Below are 18,000 nucleotides of genomic sequence, written 5' to 3' on the forward strand. Positions count from 1 at the left end.
GAGCGCGGAGGCCCTGGAGACCCACGCGAAGACGTTCGGTCCGGTCCTGGCCGACCTCGGCCATGCCGACCTGCGGCAGCCGGGTCGATCAGCCCGCGGGCCTGATCCTGGCGAACTTCGCCGCCAGGACCGGGCCGAGATGCTCGACGATGTCGTGCCCCTCCTCGCCGGGATACGGCAGGTACTCGAGGAACGACGTCACGATGACCCCGTCGACCTCACGGATGCCGAGGCTGCTCTGCTCCTCCAGGAACCGGAGCACTTCGCGCCAGTCCGGAAGGTCGGACGCCGCCTCGTCATCGTGTGCGAGGAACGAGCGCATCGTCTCCTGGTACACGTCCCAGAAGAACATGTGCGGCAGCACACCGTGCTCGTTCTCGATGTGGTCGGAGAGCATCTCCTCGAACTCGGGAATCCGAGCGGCGAGCTCCCTCACGAGCTGTTCGTCCCGTCCCATCAGCAGCTCGCCAGGACCGGGTAGTTCTGGAACCCCTCGTACCGCCCGGCCAGGGCGTCGTCGAACGCGGCGATCAGCGCCTCCGCGACCTCGACGTCTCGTGCGCTTCTCACGATCGGCTGCTTCTTTCCGCCCTTGGGCTTCCACTCGGCACCGTCCGCCATGAAGTTCACCAGCGAGGCTCGCGCCTGGTGTCCCTTAGCGACGTGGTCCCTGTTCTCGACCTGGTCCCCGCCGAGGAACTCGTGGTTGGCCGCCGCCATGGCGGTGCCGTCACCCGTGCGGACGGGGTTTCCGATGCCCTTGTAGAGGCTGTTGATGATGTTCTGCAGCTTCGGGTGGTCGACCTGGGGGATCGACGGAATGCCGTCGTTGTGGACGAGGAGTCCCGTGGTGCCTGCGACCACATAGTACGTGTGCAGGTCGGACACCGTCAGGTTGTAGACGGGGGCGTCCGGGACGGTCCACCGCTCGACCGACGTGACCTGCACATGCGTGCCCGTGCCGGTCTGCAGCCACTGGCCGGAGTGCAGCTCGGTCGCTTCGACCCACGCCCGCAGCTCGGGCACCCAGAACGGGTGGTTGTCGGTCGCGGTGACCTGGGCCGTCTTCTGCCCAGCCGTGCCGGCCTTGCCGTCGAGGTCGATCGTGACCTTGACGAGGTGCTTGAGGCCGGTGCCCTTGATCTCCGCGGTCACCGTCTCGACCCGGGTCTCCCCGGTCTTCGGGTTGGTCGCGACGACCTTGTCGCCGGTCTTGACCTGCTCGATGGCCTTGACGGAGCCGTCGGCCATCAGCACCTTCGTGCCGGGGACGAAGCTGTTTCCGCCGCGAGTCGGGCAGGCAGCGCCGCCCCCGTCACCGGCCCTGCCGGAGCCGCCGCCGCCGCTCGAGCCGCCGTTGCTGCGGGAGGAGCCGCCGGACTTGCCGCCGCCTCCGTCCCCGGAGCTCTTGCCTCCGCCGCCGGAGCTCTTGCCTCCGCCGGAGCTCTTACCGCCTCCGCCGGAGTGGGAGGAGGACTTGGGCGCGGACTTGGCCTGGGCCTGCTTGTGGACGGGGTTGCCCGTCTTCCGCTTCGCGGCGGCCGCCGCGTCGGCCTTTCTCTTGGCGGCTTCGGCCGCCTTCTTCTTGGCTCTTTGCGCGGCCTCCTTCTTGGCCTTCTCGATGGCCAGCTTCTTGGCTCTCAAGGCTGCCGCTTCGGCGGCCTTGGCGGCCTTGAGGACGGCCTCGGCGGCACGCTTGGCGGCCTTGAACGCCTTGATGGCGCCGATGGTGCGGTTGACCGCCTTGATGACCGACGGGATCTTGCCGAGCTTCGTCCATGGAATGGCGTCGACCACGATGCTGACGCAGGACCACATGTCGCCGCCGAAGCAGGCGATGGCGTCGTTGATGCCGATGAAGTCCTTCAGCGTCTCCCACGCCACGGCCAGGATCACCGAGGTCAGGGACTTGCCCATGGTGGACTGCGCCTGCGCGACCTGCGCGGCCGACAGACCCGCGCCGGCGAGGGCCGCGGCCTTCTCCGAGGCGGTCAGGCTGATCGCGAGACCGGTCGGGTCGGAGTACGTGACCGGGTTGTTCTGCGCGTACGCGTAGCCGTTGGCCTGCAGTGGGTCGTTCAGGTCGAGCATCGGGTCGGCGGACAGGAAGCGTCCGACCACCGGGTCGTAGAGACGCGCGCCGAGCGGCTGGTAGCCGGAGGCGTCGTCCCTGGTCGCGCCGAGGAATCCCTTGTGGTTCTGCAGGTTGGCATCGGCGATGCCGCGCTCGTTGCCGAAGGGGTCCTGCTTGCGGATGCGTACCGACATGCCGCCGTAGAGGGCGACCTCCGCGTACGCGCTGCCCTGGTGGTCCGCGGTCTGGGCGACCAGGGTCTCCGAACCGGTGCCGTAGGCGTAGCGCATGACCGCGCCGCCGGGGGCGGCGTACGTGCGCTGGGTGTTGACCAGGACACCACCCTGCTGGACGGTGACCTCGGCCTCTCCCAGATGCAGCGTGGCCTGCTTGCCCTTGACGGTCAGCAGGCGGCTGCCGTCGGGGCCGTAGATGTGACGGGTGTCGTTCTGCGGCAGCCACTGCTGGGCGGCCTGGGCCGCGTCGCAGGTGGCGAGCACGATCGCGGTGCCGTTGACGTTCGCCGCGCCCTGCACCGCGAGGCACAGGCCGGAGGCGACATGGGTCAGCTGACCGGAGGCGTTGCGCTTCAGTTCCTGTGCGGCGGAGCCGTCGCACTTCTGGATCTGGACGGCCGCCCCGGCCGTGTTGGCGGCGGGCTGGAGACACCAGGCGTCGTTCACCGAGAGCGCGCCCCGGTCGGGATCCGTCTGCGGTGCCGTCGCCGTGCCCGGAGTGGGCGTGAACTTGAAGTTCTGGGCCGTCGACGCGTTGCAGGCGTAGAGCTGGATCGGCTGGCCGGCCGCGCCCAGACCCGACTTCAGGTCGAGGCACTTCTGGCCGAGACCCACGTACGGGGTCTTGCCGCCCGTGCCGGCACCGGTGATCCGGTCGACCTGACCGTCATAGGTCCAGGTCAGGTCCTGCTTGTCACCGTTCTCGATGGAGGTGACCGACTTGGTCTCACCGGTCAGCTCGTACAGACGCTGTGCCTCCGCCTTGACCTGCGCACCAGCGGGGCTGGTGTAGGTCTTCGACACCTTGGTCAGCGTGTGCGGCTGGCTGCCGTCCGCCTTGCCGTAGGCGTAGGTGCTGGTGGCGTCCTTGGCGGTGTTGCCGGAGAGGTCCTTCTCGGTCAGCTTGGTGCGGTTGCCGAGGAGGTCGTACTCGTACTCCTGCCAGTAGCCGGAGGCGTCCGCGCCGGCGGCGACGTTGAGCGTGCCGTCGGCGTTCTTCGGGGTGGTGCAGTTCTGCGTCGCCGGGTCCTTGGAGGTCCAGGCGGACTTCAGCTGGCCCATCGGGTCGTAGACGAAGCACTGACGCTCCTCGATCCCGACGGACTTCTCCTGGATCGAGGTGACGTTGCCGGCCGGGTCGTAGGTGTACGCCCGGTTGGAGACCAGGTTGCCGCCGACGACGGAGTTGTCCGCGCTCGCGCCGGACTTCTCGCGGTAGACCGACTGCTCCTTGAGCTCGCCGGAGCCCTCGTCGTAGGCCTGCTGCGTCCAGACGCGGTACGGCTGGGCACCGAGGGTCGACCGGAGGACCTGGCCGTACGCGTCGTAGACGGTCTCCGAGCCGTACCAGTCCTTGCCGGAGATCGAGAGCGGCTTGCCGTCCTTGTTGTAGCGGACGACCAGCTTCTCGGCGTCGAGCTTGCCGACCGCCGGAAGCTGCGCCTCGTCCAGCATGCCGGTGTCGGAGTACGTGTAGTCGTACCGGTAGTCCTTCTTCAGCCCCCACGTGTCGGCGATGGACTGCGGCAGGCTGAGCGTGGTCGAGGTCGGCTGGTAGTCCTTCGTGTAGCCGTCGACCTTCTGGGTGTACGCCAGCGCGTCCGTGTAGCGGGTGGCGGTGGCGGGCATGCCCTTTCCGCCCGGCGCGGAGTCGTACGAGAACTCGGTGAGCAGAGTACCGGTGGAGCTGTCCAGACGCTGCTGGGTCGGCCGCGACAGCTCGTCGTAGCCGTTCCAGACCTTGATGCCGCGGGCGTTGGTGGACGTCAGGACACGGCCGCGGTGGTCGTACTCGGTACGGGTCGTGCCCGTGTCCGGGTCGGTCGCCGTCTCCATACGGCCACGGTGGTCGTACGTCCAGGACCACGGGTGCGTCGGGTCGGCCGAGGCGGTCGCCTTCACCATCTGGCCGTGGGTGTCGTACTGGTAGCTCGTGGAGGTGAACCCGCCGGGCGCCGCCGGGTTGAAGGTGTCCGTGCGGGTGGTACGGCCCAGCGCGTCGGTCCAGACGCGGTAGGACGAGTCGCCCTGCGGCTGGACGATCTTCGACCAGTCCTCGCCGTACTCGTAGCGGACGGCCCGCTCCGGGTACGCCCGGGAGCTGGACTCCTTGGTCGTCGGGTCCACGTACTTCATGTACGGGGTCTCCTGGAGCACACGGCCCAGACCGTCGTACGTGTAGCGCGTGATGTTCGGGATCGCCGTGTCGGACAGCGGCGTGAACAGCTCGCCCGGCGTGGCCTCCTTGGTCAGGTACGCGTTGTTGGTCTGCCAGACCTCACCGGAGCTGTTGTACAGCGTGTCGGTGACGAGGTAGCCGGCGTCGTTGTCCGCCTCTTCGAGCGACTGGCGCTCACGGCCGAGGCCGTCGTAAAGCGTGACGGACGTCTCGATCCGGTCCTCGTAACCACGCGCATAGGTCGTGACGTACGGAGGCTTACGGATCTTGATGTTCTCGTCGGTCGGGTCCGTCTCCTCCGCAGGAATGGTGTAGACCGCACGGAAGTCCGGGATCGAGGACGGCGAAGGGGTGCGGCCCGGGCCCCAGGCCTCGGCGAGACGGCCCATCGGGTCGTAGACGGCTTCACTCACCAGCCCGTTGGGGTCGGTGGTCTTGAGCGTGACCGAACGGCCCGGCTCAAGCTCCGAGATCTGGGTGTGGCCCAGGACGTTCGCCTCGGTGATCTTGAAGACCTGACCCGTCGGCGGGTCGAACGTGATCGACGAGGACTTCTGATCGGGGTCGGTCTCCCGGATCACACGGCCGATGGCGTCGAAACCGGTGGTGCCTTCCGTCTGGAAGCCGGTGCCGTCGCCCTTCAGCGACCACGACTCGGTCGCCAGGCCGCGGGTGGTGGAGCCGAGGGCCGTCCCGTAGGCGGTGCCGTCGTAAGCGGTACGGGAGCCGCCGCTCAGCGTGCTGAGATCGGCGAAGTTCGCGTTCGCGCAGGTCGTCGGCGACACGAGGACCTGCTTGGACAGACCGATGAGGTTCTTGCCCGTGTGGTGCAGGTACTCCAGCTTGGTGCAGGACTCGTCACCGGTCTTCCCGGTGTCACCGAGCGACTCCACCAGCGTCGGCAGCCCGTACGTGTCCTCGTACGTCGTCGACGTCTTCACCGTGCGCACCGTGCGCGGGTCGTCCGTGTTCGTGCCGGACGACTTGGTGTACGCGATCTCCTCGGGTTCCGTGACCCGCCAGGCCCGCAGCGGGGTCAGGCCGTCGTCGCGGTCACGCTTGGCGAGTTCGGTGGCCTCGGGCTTGGTGATGGAGCGGGACAGCCAGTCGGTGTCGGCCTTCGTGGAGTCGAGGTAGGTGAGCTCCTCGGCGATCCGGCCGGCGAAGGGCTCGCGGTCCTTGGCGATCTCGGCGCCGGTGATGTCCGTGACGGGCACCGTGTCGCCCATGCCCCGGAAGAAACGGGTCACGGCCTTGGAGCGCTGGCCGGGGGCGTCCGGGGTGCCTTCGACGACCGGGCCCGTGAGGACCGTGGTCTGCTCGAAGCCGGCGAACTGCGAGTACGTCCGGGTGGACTTCTTCGTGAACTCCGCCTCGGCGAGCTTCCAGGCCGGGCTCTTGAACTCGTACTCGGTCCTGGTGGCGAAGCTGCCGTCGATGTTGGGCAGTTCCTCGACGGTGTCCACGACGTACTTGTGGAACCAGTCGATGTCCTCGACCTCGGGGTCCGGGTTCCAGTACGACGGGTAGCAGAGCCGGCTGTTGGCCTTCAGGGCCGCCGTGTCCGTCTTCGTCGGGAGGTTCTGTCCGGTGGCGCAGTCGCCCTCGATCGGCTTGTAGCGGACGATGGTCTCGCCGCCGTACTCGTTGACGACGCGGACGATGCGCAGCCGGGAGAAGCCGGGGCGCTCCGGGTGGTACGCCTTGACGCGGTTCGGCATGTCCTCGGCGTTGGACTCGAACCGGACCGGGTTCAGCGTGACCTTCGCGTCGGTGGAGCCGTTGCGCGCGTAGCCGGTGCGCTGGACGGACTCCAGCCACAGGGCCGTGTTGGGGCCGGTCTTCAGCGTGGCGAAGCTCTGCACGAGCTGGTAGTCGTCGACGACCTGGCGGGCGGTGGTGTCGGTGCGCCGCTGGGCCGAGGTCTGGATCTTGTCCAGGCGCTTGCGGGTCCAGAAGGACGGGCCGGCGTTCCAGCACTTCTTGCCGGCCTCACAGCGCAGGTCGGCCGGGGTGTCGAACCAGGGCCGGTACTGGCCGGGGTCCTTCGAGGTGAAGTTGGCCTCGGTGCAGGTGACGGTGCCGACGGTGTAGCAGCGCTCCGCGACGGTGAAGCCGACCCTGGCCGGGGCGGTCGCCGTGAAGATGTTGTCGCTGCGCTGGCCGTAGTAGATGTGGTCGAGCCAGCCGTCGCGGTCGTAGACGACCGGAGCCTTGAAGTTGAAGTTGCGGGCGTAGTAGTTCTGGTCCTTCTTCCACCACAGCGACATGGCGTTGCCGTGGACGTCCTCGACGTAGTCGAGGCCCCAGCGCCAGCCCTGCGTGCACCAGGAGTTGGTCCAGTCGGTGGTCGTCGGACCCTTGTAGCAGTCCTCGCCGCTGTGGTTGCCGTAGACCGGGACGGTGAGCACCGAGTCGGTGGTCGGGTCGTCGGCGGCGGTGCCGTGGTCGGACCAGCCCGGGAGCTTGTTCTTGCCGAAGTGGTACTTGGTGCCGTCCTTGGTGGTGACGACCCAGTACTCACCGTCCTTGGCGCCGTTGCCGGTGGCCTCGCCCTTGATCACCTGCACGGTGGAGCCGTCGCCGTTGGCGGTGAACCACTTGGCCTTGGTGGCGTCCCACACCAGCTCGGTGGTCATGCCGCCGAGCGAGAGGGTGGCGTTCTCGGAGCCCCAGCACAGGTCCGCGGTGCGGTGCGTGGAGTTGTTGGAGCCGGCCTTCTTGGAGTCCTGGCGGCAGTTGGCGTACGTACGGGTGATGGAACCCGCGTTGTAGTCCCAGCCGTCGCCGATCCAGGAGGCCTGGTTGTTGGTCGACGAGGTGCGTCCGTCGACGGACTGCGAGGAGTACGCCAGGTTGACCTTCGGCATCAGACCGCCGGCGGTCTCCGGCACCTGGATGTCGTACGAGTAGGTGAACGCGCCCGAGGACGAGCCCGCCGACCAGGCACCCGAGGAGAGCAGCGGCGAGGCCGTGAAGTCACCGGACACCGACGAACCGGTGTCGAGGCCACCGACGGCGGCGCCGCCGTTCGCGGCGACCGCGGGCTGGACGCCGTCCCGGTAGGAGGCCTTGGTCGCGTTGGAGGGGACGAAGCCCTCGCCGACGAGGCTGGAGACCGGGATGCTGCCGCTGAGGATCTTGCGCGTCTTGGCGCTCTTGGCCGCGGTGGACTTGGTGGGCGCGTCCTTGGCGGCCACCGTCTTCACCGAGCTGCGCAGCCGCTGGAAGTTCTTCTTGCCGTTCTTGACGTCCTTGTCCGCGTCGGAGAACGACATCGGCTCCGTACCGCCGCCGTCGGCGCAGTCGCCGGTGGTCGGGGACGAGTAGACGCAATCGGGCAGCAGCATCAGACCGAAGCGGTCGGCGGCCTGCGGCCCGTACAGGTCGGCGAAGCCGGTGGTGTCGATGCTGATCGCCACTTCGGCGTTCGGATCGACCGTGGCCGGCGGGGTGAGCTTCATGACGATGCCGGAGACGCCCGCGTCCTGCGAGGTCGTCTGCGGGGCCACGCCCACGGTCCAGTCACCGGCGAGCGCCGCCGGGTCCCCGCCCTCCGGCACGCCGATGGCGACCGGCAGGTTGTTGGTGACCGGCACGGTGGTGCCCGGCGTGCTGGTCCCGGAGAGCGTGGCGTTACCGGTGCCCGAGGTCCACGCCGCGGTGTTGGCGGGGGCGTACGGGTCGACCGGGACCTGCGGAGCCAGGGTGAGCGCCTTGTCCGCGGCCACGTCGCCCTCTGCCGTGGTGGCCGTCGGCAGGTCCGGCAGGTCGACCTGGGAGATCGACTCCTCACGGCTCATGCCCGGGCCGGGGACGGCGAGCGCCTGCCCGCCCAGGCTCGTCACCGTCAACGTCGAGGACAACAGAAGAACGATCGCCGCGCGGCTTCGCCGCCGGCGCCGTCGTTGTGACTCTGTCATGGCTGGGCGTCCTCGCCCCAGCCATGACAGCGGACCTGAAGCACGCATACGCGTCGACTCCCACCCTGGCAATTCAGACAACGGACGAGGTGCGAAAACACCAAAGAGCACACGCCTGACCAGGCGTGTGCGTGCGCACTCTCTGTCATGTCCGGAGCGGATTTCAAGATCGGTCCGAGTCCCGGAAGGAGATGCGAGTGATCTGCGTCACAGGGCGAAATGGATCATTCCGTTTCACCGACGCCCAATCAGAGAGATGGGGCCTTTCCGCCGATCAGGGCCAATGCAGCCCCATGAAAGCCCTAAACCAGACCCAGTTGACGCCGCGTCGCATCGGTTCCACCTTCGCGTAACGGATTCATAAAACCTTCATACATGGACGCCGCCCTTCGCATGTGTGACCGTGTGCGCGCCTTCTGCCCCGCGGCCTGCCGACCGGGGCTGTCTGTGCTGTCCTCAATCCGCCTGGTTCCCACGGGAGTAGACCGCCGTGACCGCGCCGCCCCGATATCTCAGCCCCTTCGTGCGCACGCGCACGCGGCTGTCCCTGACCCTCGGCCTCGTCCTGGCCGCCCTGACCGCCGCCCTGTTGCCCTGGTGGCAGCCCGGCGGCTCTTCCCCGTCCACCGCCGGTGGCGCCACCGACGCCACCCAGGCCTCGACCGGTCCGCGCGACGAGGCCGCCGCCATGACCGAGGCCCTGCGCACCCGCAAGCAGGTGCTCGTCGACACGGCGACCACCGCCACCGCGCTGACCTGGGCGCTGCCTGACGGGCAGTTCAAGACCCGGGTCACGGCCGCGCCGACCCGGGCCAGGAACGCCGAGGGCGAGTGGGCCCCGATCGACAATCGTCTGAGGCGGACGGCCAAGGCCCCCAAGGGCCTCGGCATCGCGCCCGCGAACCCGGCCGTTCCGGTACGTTTCGCGAGCGGAAACGCCCAGAAGCCCCGCGCCGACCGGTCGTTCGCCCGCGTCGAGACACCCGGCGAAACGGTGCTCGCCGAGGTGGAGCTCGACGGGCACACCGTCGCCTACACCTGGCCGGGCGCACTGCCCGAGCCGGTGCTCGACGGACCGCGCGCGCTGTACTCGGAGGTGCTGCCGGGGGTCGACCTGCTGCTCGTGGCCCGCGAAGAGGGCGGCATGGCGCAGGTGCTCATCGTCAAGTCCCCCGAGGCGGCCCGGCAGGAGGCGCTGAAGACCGTCACGTACGGGCTGCGCTCGACCACCGCCGTGTTCCGGCAGGACCGCAAGGCCAGCCGGGTCCAGGTCCTGGACGAGGCAGGCAAGGAGGTCGGCTCGATCCCGACCCCGTTCGCCTGGGACTCCAGTGGCCGTGACCCCGAGCTCCCCCCGGGCACCCCGAACCGCACGGCCGTCGCCACCCCGGCCGACGTGCTGAAGCTGTCGGGCCTCACTGGCATCGAGCCGGGCGCCCACTCGGCCGCGCTGCCGATCGCCCTGGCCGGCGAGAACACGCACGCGGCCCGGCTCGGCCTCGGCTTCGCCGCCACCGGCCTGACCGCCCGCGAGGGCGTCACGTACCCGCTGTTCGTCGACCCGCCGCTGAACACCGGCTGGGACGCGTGGACGGTGGCCTACAAGCCGTACCCGAGCACGAGCTTCTACAACGGCACCAACTTCTCCTCCGGCACCTCCGACGCCCGCGTGGGCCACGAGTCCGACACCGGCGGCACCGCCCGCTCCTTCTGGCGGATGGACTGGTCCAGCAGCATCAAGGGCGCGGAGATCACCAGCGCGACCTTCAAGGTGCTCAACAACCACTCCTGGTCCTGCACCGACCGTGAGATGCAGCTGTGGCGCACCGGCTCGATCTCCTCGGGCACGACGTGGAACGCGCAGCCGAGCTGGTCCGCCGAGATCCAGCGCAAGTCCTTCGCGCACGGCTGGTCGACCTCGTGCCCGGACGCGTACGAGGCCTTCAACGTGAAGTCCGCCGCCCAGTACGTCACCGACAAGGGCTACTCGACGCTCACCATGGGCATGCGGGCCACCAGCGAGTCGGACACGCAGACCTGGCGCAAGTTCCGGGCGACGTCCGCGACCGTCGAGGCCGTCTACAACCGCAACCCGAAGGAGCCCTACAACGGCACCTCGACCCCCGGCGGCGCCTGCACGCCCGGCCCCGGCGCGGGCGTGACGGTCGGCAAGACCAACATCACGCTCAAGGTCACCGCCACGGACCCGGACGACAACATGAGCAAGGTCCGCTTCCGGTTCTGGAAGACCGGCGGCACCGTCCCGGCCGGCACGTACGTGACGATCGGCGCGAGCGGCGGCACCGCCTCGCTGACCATTCCGGTCACCGACCCGCTCCTGAAGGACATCACCGCCAACACCACGTTCTCGTGGGACGCGATGGGCCAGGACTCGGCCGGCGCGACCTCCACCAACTACCCGCCGGGCACCGAGCCCTGCCGGATCACGGTCGACCCGAGCGGCCCGTCCCAGCCCATCGTCGAAAGTGACGTGTTCCTCAAGGCCACCTCGGACGGCGCCACCTGGGCGACCGTGAAGTTCGGCCAGACCGGGCCCATCACCTTCGAGTCCCCCGGCGCCGTGAAGTTCACGTACGCCTGGGGCGGCGTCACCCCGGTCACGGTCAACGCCGACGCCAACGGCCTGGCCACCGTGTCCGCCCTGAAGCCGCTGAACGCCGGCCCGAACACGCTCCAGGTGTACGCGTACGACAGCCTCGGCAACCCGAGCGTGCGGACCGACTACACCACCTACGTCCCGCCGAAGGAGAGCGAGGACGCCCCCGGTGACACGGGCGGCGACGGCACACCTGACCTGCTCGTCATCAACGCCGACGGCACCCTGCGGACGTACCCGGGTCAGCCGGTCGCCGGAACGGGCCAGCCGGGCGGCGAGCTGTACGGCCAGCTGTCCGCCTCGTACACCATGGGCGCCGACGGCAAGCCGGTGCTCAACCCGACCGGGCACTGGTACGACGCGACGACCGGCAAGGCCGCGCTGATCGCGCACTACCAGGACGCCTACCCCGGCGACGGCACGACGGACCTCTTCGCCGTCACCCCCGACGGAGGCTTCTGGCTCTACCCGGGCGACGGCTACGGCTCCTTCGACGTCGGCCAGCGGATGAAGGTCCGCCTGCCGTCGAACGCGCCCGCGCCGTCCACCTGGACCCAGCTGAAGGCCGTCGGTGACATCACCGGCGACAAGCACCCCGACCTCGCGCTGCGGGCCGGGACCGCCTTCTGGGTGCTCTCCGGCTACACCGGCGGCGCCTTCCAGGCCGCCACGCTGATGGAGGGCACCGCCTGGGCCCCGCGTGACATCGTCAACATCGCGGACATGAACAAGGACGGCACGCCCGACCTGCTCTGGCGCAACGTCGACAACGGCAACATGTACGTCCGCCACGGCAAGCCGGGCCCGGTGGCCGGCAGCGTCGACCTGGAGTCGATCAAGCTGGCGGCGAACTCGCTCAACGGCGACGTGTCCTTCGGCACCAGCTGGACCAAGGCCAACATCGACTGGGCCATCGGCATCCCGGACATCAGCGGCGACGGCATCCCGGACATCTGGGCCCGTTTCGTGTCCGACGGTCACATGGCGATCTACCACCCGTCGACCACCAACACCAACGCCCCGGTGAAGACCGTCATCGGGTCCGGCTGGATGGAGAAGCTCGGCTTCGGGTGATCCGAGGCCCTTCGGGTCGTGTACGAGTGAGCCCCCGGCGCCGGAATCCCGGCGCCGGGGGCTCACCCCTTTCCAAGAACCATGGGGCGCTACGACGCCGCCGCCCCGCCCTCCGCGATCGCCTCCGTCACCTCGGCGACCCGCAGGGCCTCCTCCGTCGCGAAGCGTTCGCGGTCGAGGGCCTCCGCGATCTCCTCGTCCTGGGTCATGAGGAGGTCGAGGTTGGAGTCGCCGAGGTCGAAGACGCCCATGTCGAGGTAGGCCTTCTGGAGGCGCTCGCCCCACAGGCCGATGTCCTTGACGCAGGGCACGATCCGGCTGAAGAGCAGTTTGCGGAAGAGGTGCAGGAACTCGCTCTGTTCGCTGAGTTCCTCGGCCTCCTGCTTCGGGATGCCGAAGTTCTCCAGGACCTCGACGCCGCGGAGCCGGTCGCGCATCAGGTAGCAGCCCTCGATGACGAACTCCTCGCGCTCGCGCAGTTCGGCGTCGGTGAGCTGCTGGTAGTAGTCGCGCAGCGCCATCCGGCCGAAGGCCACGTGGCGGGCCTCGTCCTGCATCACGTACGCCAGGATCTGCTTGGGCAGCGGCTTGTCGGTGGTGTCGCGGATCATGCCGAAGGCGGCGAGCGCGAGGCCCTCGATCAGCACCTGCATGCCGAGGTAGGGCATGTCCCAGCGGGAGTCGCGGAGGGTGTCGCCGAGCAGGCCCTGGAGGTTGTCGTTGATCGGGTAGAGCATCCCGATCTTCTCCTGGAGGAAGCGCCCGTAGATCTCGGCGTGCCGGGCCTCGTCCATGGTCTGGGTCGCCGAGTAGAACTTGGCGTCCAGGTCGGGCACCGACTCCACGATCCGGGCGGCGCAGATCATCGCGCCCTGCTCGCCGTGCAGGAACTGGCTGAACTGCCAGGAGGTGTAGTGCCGGCGCAGCTCGCCCTTGTCCTTCTCGGTGAGCTTGGGCCAGTACTTGGATCCGTACAGCGACATAGCCTCGTCAGGGGTGCCGAGCGGGTCGTACGGGTCGACCTCCAGGTCCCAGTCGATGCGTTTGGCGCCGTCCCACTGCTTGTCCTTGCCCTTCTGGTAGAGGGCGAGGAGGCGGTTCTGGCCGCTCTGGCCGTCCGCCGCCTGGGGGTCGTACTCCCAGGTGAAACGGGCGGCGCCGGACGCCGGCACCGACCAGATCGGCTCCCCCGGGGCCCGGACGTAGAAGTCGTGCGTCGACACTGACGGCTCCTTCCCGCTGTCTTCCAGCAGGCTCACACGTTGGTAGACGCAGGGTCAACAAGTCGTGCGCGAGGGATTGACCGAGTTACTGACGAGGAGTCTTATAAATGGCATGCCCCGCCTGACCGAGCCCGACTTCAGCCTCCTGCGGGACGCCCTCGGGCCGCTGCGCGACCGCGAGCAGGTCGCACAGCGGCTCCTGGAGTCCTCCCTCAAGCACTCCTACGACCCCGAGACCGAGCTCGACTGGAACGCGCCCTTCGAGGACGGCACGTGGTTCTGGCCGCCGGAACTGGTCTCCCTCTACGGCACCCCGCTCTGGCGCCGGATGTCCGAGGAGCAGCGGATCGACCTGTCCCGGCACGAGGCCGCGTCGCTCGCCTCGCTGGGCATCTGGTTCGAGATCATCCTCATGCAGCTGCTCGTCCGGCACATCTACGACAAGTCGCTGACCAGCAGTCATGTGCGGTACGCGCTCACCGAGATCGCCGACGAGTGCCGCCACTCGATGATGTTCGCCAAGCTGATCCGGCGGGGCGGCGCGCCCGAGTACCCGGTGCCGCGGATGTACCACAACCTCGGCCGCGTCCTGAAGACCGTCTCCACCACCCCCGGCTCCTTCGCCGCGACCCTCCTCGGCGAGGAGATCCTCGACTGGATGCAGCGCCTGACCTTCCCGGACGAGCGGGTCCAGCCGCTGGTCCGCGGCGTCACCCGCATCCACGTGGTCGAGGAGGCCCGCCACGTGCGCTACGCCCGCGAGGAACTCCGCCGCCAGATGATCACCGCCCCGCGCTGGGAGCAGGAGTTCACCCGCCTCAGCTGCGGCGAGGCCGCCCGGGTCTTCTCCACCTGCTTCATCAACCCCGCGGTCTACGACAACGTCGGCCTGGACCGCCGCGAGGCCGTCGCCCAGGTGAAGGCCAGCGGTCACCGGCGCGAGGTGATGCAGTCGGGCGCGAAGCGGCTGACGGACTTCCTCGACGACATCGGCGTGCTGCGGGGCGCGGGCCGGCGGCTGTGGAGGTCGTCGGGGCTGCTGGCCTGAAGGGGGCGGGGCGGGGGCCGGCCCGAAATCCCGAGCTGGCATCGCCCCTCGGCCGTCGCCCGCGCGGGGTTACGCTGCGGGCATGACCAGTGCCGCCTCGCCCGCGTACCGCCGCCTCAGTGTCGAGGAGCGGCGGCGGCAGCTGCTTGAAGCCGCGTTGACGCTGTTCGCGCACCGGCCGCCGGAGGAGGTGTCGCTCGACGACGTGGCGGAGGCGGCGGGGGTGTCGCGGCCGCTCGTGTACCGGTACTTTCCCGGCGGGAAGCAGCAGTTGTACGAGGCGGCGCTGCGCTCCTCCGCCGACGCGCTGGAGCGCTGCTTCGCCGAGCCGCCCGAGGGGCCGCCCACCGAGCGCGTTTCCCGGGTGCTCGACCGGTATCTGGCCTTCGTGGACCAGCACGACGCGGGGTTCGCCGCCCTGCTGCGCGGCGGGAGCGTCGCCGAGACCTCGCGGACCAGCGCGATCGTGGACGAGGTGCGGCGGGCCGCCGCCGAGCAGATCCTCTTCCACCTGGGCGTGGGCGCGCCCGGGCCGCGGCTCGGGATGATGGTGCGGACCTGGATCGCGGCCGTCGAGGCGGCCTCGCTGATCTGGGTCGACGAGGGCAAGCGCCCGCCGGCCCCCGAGCTGCGGGACTGGCTGGTCGACCATCTGGTCGCGCTGCTCGCCGCGACCGCCGCCGGCGACGCGGAGACCGCCGATGTCGTCGCCCGGCTGCTCTCCCAGGAGCGGGCCGCGGGCCCGGTGGGGCGGCTGGCCAAGCGCGTGATCCCCGTGGTCAGCCAGGCCGCGCACCTCCTCTGAACCCCTCTGAACCGGCCAGAGGGGACACTGGTGGGGTGAAGAGCGAGAACACCCCCTTCCGCGGCGGCCCCCTCGACGGCCGGGTCCTGCCCGTGCTCGTCGGACCGACCGGGCACCCCCCGAAGTGGTACGAGGTGCCGGTCCCGGCCCACGACGGGCACCCGGCCACCGTGTACGCGTACCGCCGCGAGCCCGCCGGCTACACCAAGCGGCTCGGGCTGCAGCGCGGCTGGGTGTACGAGTACGCGCCGGGCGGCCGCGAGCGGCGCGAGCTGAAGTGGCCGTGGACCAAGCCCTCACCCAAGCCCGCTGCGCCGTCCGAGTGAGCGCGCCGCACACCGTACCGATGGTCCGCTCATCGCACCATTCGTGCCGTCATCATCCACCTGGAGGTGGTGACGTGCCGGGACGACTGCTGCGCATGGTCTGTACGGGAGCCCTCGCGGGCGCCCTCGCGTTGTCGACGACGGTTACCGGCACCGCCGCCCCCACCGATCCCACCGACTCCGTCGGCGGCCTCCTCACCCGGCTCCGCACCCTCTACCAGGAGACCGAACGCGCCGGCGAGGCCTACAACGCCGCCGACGAGTCCCTGAAGAAACAGGCCGCCGACACCCGGAAGACCGGCGCCCGCCTTGCCGCCGCCCGCACCGCGCTGCAGAAGGGCCGCGACGAGGTGGGGCGGCTCGCGCGCCAGCAGTACCGCAGCAGCGGCGAGCTCTCCCCGTACCTCGGACTGCTGCTCTCCGCCGACCCCGGCGAGGCCCTCGACCAGCGCCGGCTGCTCGCCCGCGCCGCCCGCGAACGGGCCGCCGCCGTCGCCCGTCTGCAGACCGCCGAGAAGAAGGCGGACGCCCTCGCCGCCGCCTCCCGCACCGCCCTGGAACGCCGCACCGCGCTGCTCGGCGGCCGGAAGAAGCAGAAGGAGACCGTCGAGGCGAAGCTCCGCGAGGTCGAACGGCTGCTCGCCGGCCTCTCCCCCGACCAGCTCGCCCGGCTCGCCTCCCTGGAGACGCAAGCGACCGCCGGCGCCCAGAGCGCCCTGCTCGGCTCCGGCGCGCTCGACGGCGCCCTCGACCCGACCCGTACCCCGTCCGAGGCCGGCGGCGAGGCGCTGCGCTTCGCCGTCGGGCAGATCGGCAAGCCGTACGAGTGGGGCGCGGAGGGCCCCGCCACATACGACTGCTCCGGCCTGACCCAGGCGGCCTGGGCGGCGGCCGGCCGGGAGCTCCCCCGCACCAGCCAGGAGCAGTGGGAGACCCTCCCGCACGTGGCCCTGACCGACCTGCGCCCTGGCGACCTGGTCGTCTACTTCCCCGAGGCCACCCACATCGCGCTCTACCTCGGCGACGGCATGGTCGTGCACGCCCCGCGCCCCGGCGCCCGGATCAAGGTCTCCCCGATCGCGGCCAACCCGCTGCTCGGCGCCGTACGCCCGGACCCGGCGGCCCGGCCCCTGGACACGTTCGCGCCGCCCGAGCTCCCGGCGGGAGCCACGGACGGCGCGGACGAGGGTTTCTCCGGCGATCGGCCGCCGGAGGGCAGCCGGGCTCAGGCCCCGGCCGCCACGGACTCCAGGTAGGCCGCGGTCTTCTCGGGCTCGAAGAAGAAGTTCTCGAAGTCCGCCGGGTTGTCGAAGCCGTTCGCGAACCGGTCGGCCACCGGCGGCAGCTGCCCCGCCGCGCCGATCAGGTTCAGGACGTGCTCCGGCGGGACGCCGAGCATCGCGTTGGTCCACTTCGTGACGTGCTGGGCGGTCTCCCAGTAGCGGTCGAAGGTGGCCTGCATCCACGCCTCGTCGAAGGGCCGGTCACCGTGCTCGACGATCGCGTCGAGGTACGCGGCGGCGCACTTGGCCGCCGAGTTGGAGCCCTGGCCGGTGATCGGGTCGTTGGCGACGACCACGTCGGCGACGCCGAGCACCAGACCGCCGCCCGGGAGGTGCCCGATCGGGTTGCGCACGGTGGGGGCGTATCGGCCCGCCAGCGTGCCGCCCGCGTCGGTCAGTTCGACCTTCGTGGCCCGCGCGTACTCCCACGGCGTGAACTTCTCCATCAGTTCAAGCGTGAGCGCCAGGTGGTCCGCCGGGTCCTTGATGCCGCGGAAGGCGTCGACCGGGCCGCCCGGGATGCCCTCCCAGAAGAGGATGTCGGCGCGGCCGGAGGTGGTGAAGGTCGGCATCACGAACAGCTCGCCGACGCCCGGCACCAGGTTGCAGCGCACCGCGTCGAAGTCGGGGTGCTCGGGGCGCGGGCCGAGCCCGTGCACGTACGCGACGGCGAGCGCGCGCTGCGGCTCCGCGTACGGGGAACGCTCCGCGTCCCGGCCGAACATCGACACCAGCTCGCCCTTGCCGGCGGCGACAAGCACCAGGTCGTAACCGCGCGCGAAGTAGTCGAGGTCGCCGACGGCCGCGCCGTGGATGACCAGCTGGCCGCCGCGCTGGGCGAAGGTCTCCAGCCAGCCGGCCATCTTGACCCGCTGGTCGACGGACTGCGCGTAGCCGTCGAGCCGGCCGACCCAGTCGATCACGCGCTCACCGGCGGGGCCGGCGACGGAGACGCCGAGGCCCTCGGTCCGCGGGGCCTGCGACTCCCAGAAGTTGAGGCCCAGGTCGCGCTCGTGGCCGAGCGCGGTGTCGAACATGCACTGCGTGGACATGACCCGCCCGGAACGGATCTCGTCCGCCGTCCGGTTGGACATCAGGGTGACTTCGTAGCCCTTCGACTGCAGTCCGAGGGCGAGCTGGAGGCCGGACTGACCGGCCCCGACTATGAGGATCTTCCGCATGGGCGACCTTGGGGGTGTGCTGGGGGGCGGG

General features: G+C 70.0%; 9 protein-coding genes. 5 read left to right on the forward strand and 4 right to left on the reverse strand.

All coding sequences use genetic code 11. The features are described from left to right. Positions 1 to 88: 88 nt before the first annotated feature. Positions 89 to 457: a hypothetical protein gene (locus KV205_RS23245; RefSeq protein ID WP_265866504.1), complete on the reverse strand. Its 369-nt coding sequence runs from the start codon at positions 455 to 457 to the stop codon at positions 89 to 91. After that, positions 457 to 8,292: a ricin-type beta-trefoil lectin domain protein gene (locus KV205_RS23250; RefSeq protein ID WP_265866706.1), complete on the reverse strand. Its 7,836-nt coding sequence runs from the start codon at positions 8,290 to 8,292 to the stop codon at positions 457 to 459. Before KV205_RS23250 ends, KV205_RS23245 begins: the two co-directional genes overlap by 1 nt. Before the next feature lie 610 nt (positions 8,293 to 8,902). On the opposite strand from KV205_RS23250, the gene KV205_RS23255 reads away from it, so the two are divergent. Then, positions 8,903 to 12,103, forward strand: coding sequence for a DNRLRE domain-containing protein (locus KV205_RS23255; RefSeq protein WP_265866505.1), 3,201 nt, complete (start codon positions 8,903 to 8,905; stop codon positions 12,101 to 12,103). 89 nt (positions 12,104 to 12,192) lie between these two features. On the opposite strand, the gene KV205_RS23260 is transcribed toward KV205_RS23255, so the two are convergent. Continuing rightward, the gene (locus KV205_RS23260; RefSeq protein ID WP_265866506.1) at positions 12,193 to 13,326 is read right to left on the reverse strand and encodes a ferritin-like domain-containing protein; all 1,134 of its coding nucleotides are present in this window, start codon (positions 13,324 to 13,326) and stop codon (positions 12,193 to 12,195) included. Between the two features lie 112 nt (positions 13,327 to 13,438). Between KV205_RS23260 and KV205_RS23265 the strand changes: the two genes are divergently transcribed. The 4 genes from KV205_RS23265 (at position 13,439) to KV205_RS23280 (ending at position 16,761) form a co-directional block, all read left to right on the forward strand. Continuing rightward, positions 13,439 to 14,374, forward strand: coding sequence for a diiron oxygenase (locus tag KV205_RS23265; protein ID WP_265866507.1), 936 nt, complete (start codon positions 13,439 to 13,441; stop codon positions 14,372 to 14,374). 82 nt (positions 14,375 to 14,456) lie between these two features. Next, positions 14,457 to 15,179 carry a TetR/AcrR family transcriptional regulator gene (locus tag KV205_RS23270; RefSeq protein WP_265866508.1) on the forward strand — a complete coding sequence of 241 codons (723 nt, stop codon included), beginning with the start codon at positions 14,457 to 14,459 and terminating at the stop codon, positions 15,177 to 15,179. A 35-nt stretch (positions 15,180 to 15,214) separates the two neighbouring features. Beyond that, on the forward strand, positions 15,215 to 15,505 hold the full coding sequence (locus KV205_RS23275; RefSeq protein ID WP_265866509.1) for a hypothetical protein: 291 nt from the start codon (positions 15,215 to 15,217) through the stop codon (positions 15,503 to 15,505). 74 nt (positions 15,506 to 15,579) lie between these two features. Then, entirely contained in the window at positions 15,580 to 16,761 is a 1,182-nt protein-coding gene (locus tag KV205_RS23280) for a C40 family peptidase (RefSeq protein ID WP_265866510.1), read from the forward strand. Here the strand turns inward: KV205_RS23280 and KV205_RS23285 are convergent. Then, positions 16,731 to 17,969 carry a styrene monooxygenase/indole monooxygenase family protein gene (locus tag KV205_RS23285; protein WP_265866511.1) on the reverse strand — a complete coding sequence of 413 codons (1,239 nt, stop codon included), beginning with the start codon at positions 17,967 to 17,969 and terminating at the stop codon, positions 16,731 to 16,733. The two genes, KV205_RS23280 and KV205_RS23285, sit on opposite strands and share 31 nt — an antisense overlap. Positions 17,970 to 18,000: the final 31 nt, after the last annotated feature.

Source organism: Streptomyces sp. SKN60 (genome assembly GCF_026236535.1).
Taxonomy (GTDB): Bacteria; Actinomycetota; Actinomycetes; order Streptomycetales; family Streptomycetaceae; genus Streptomyces.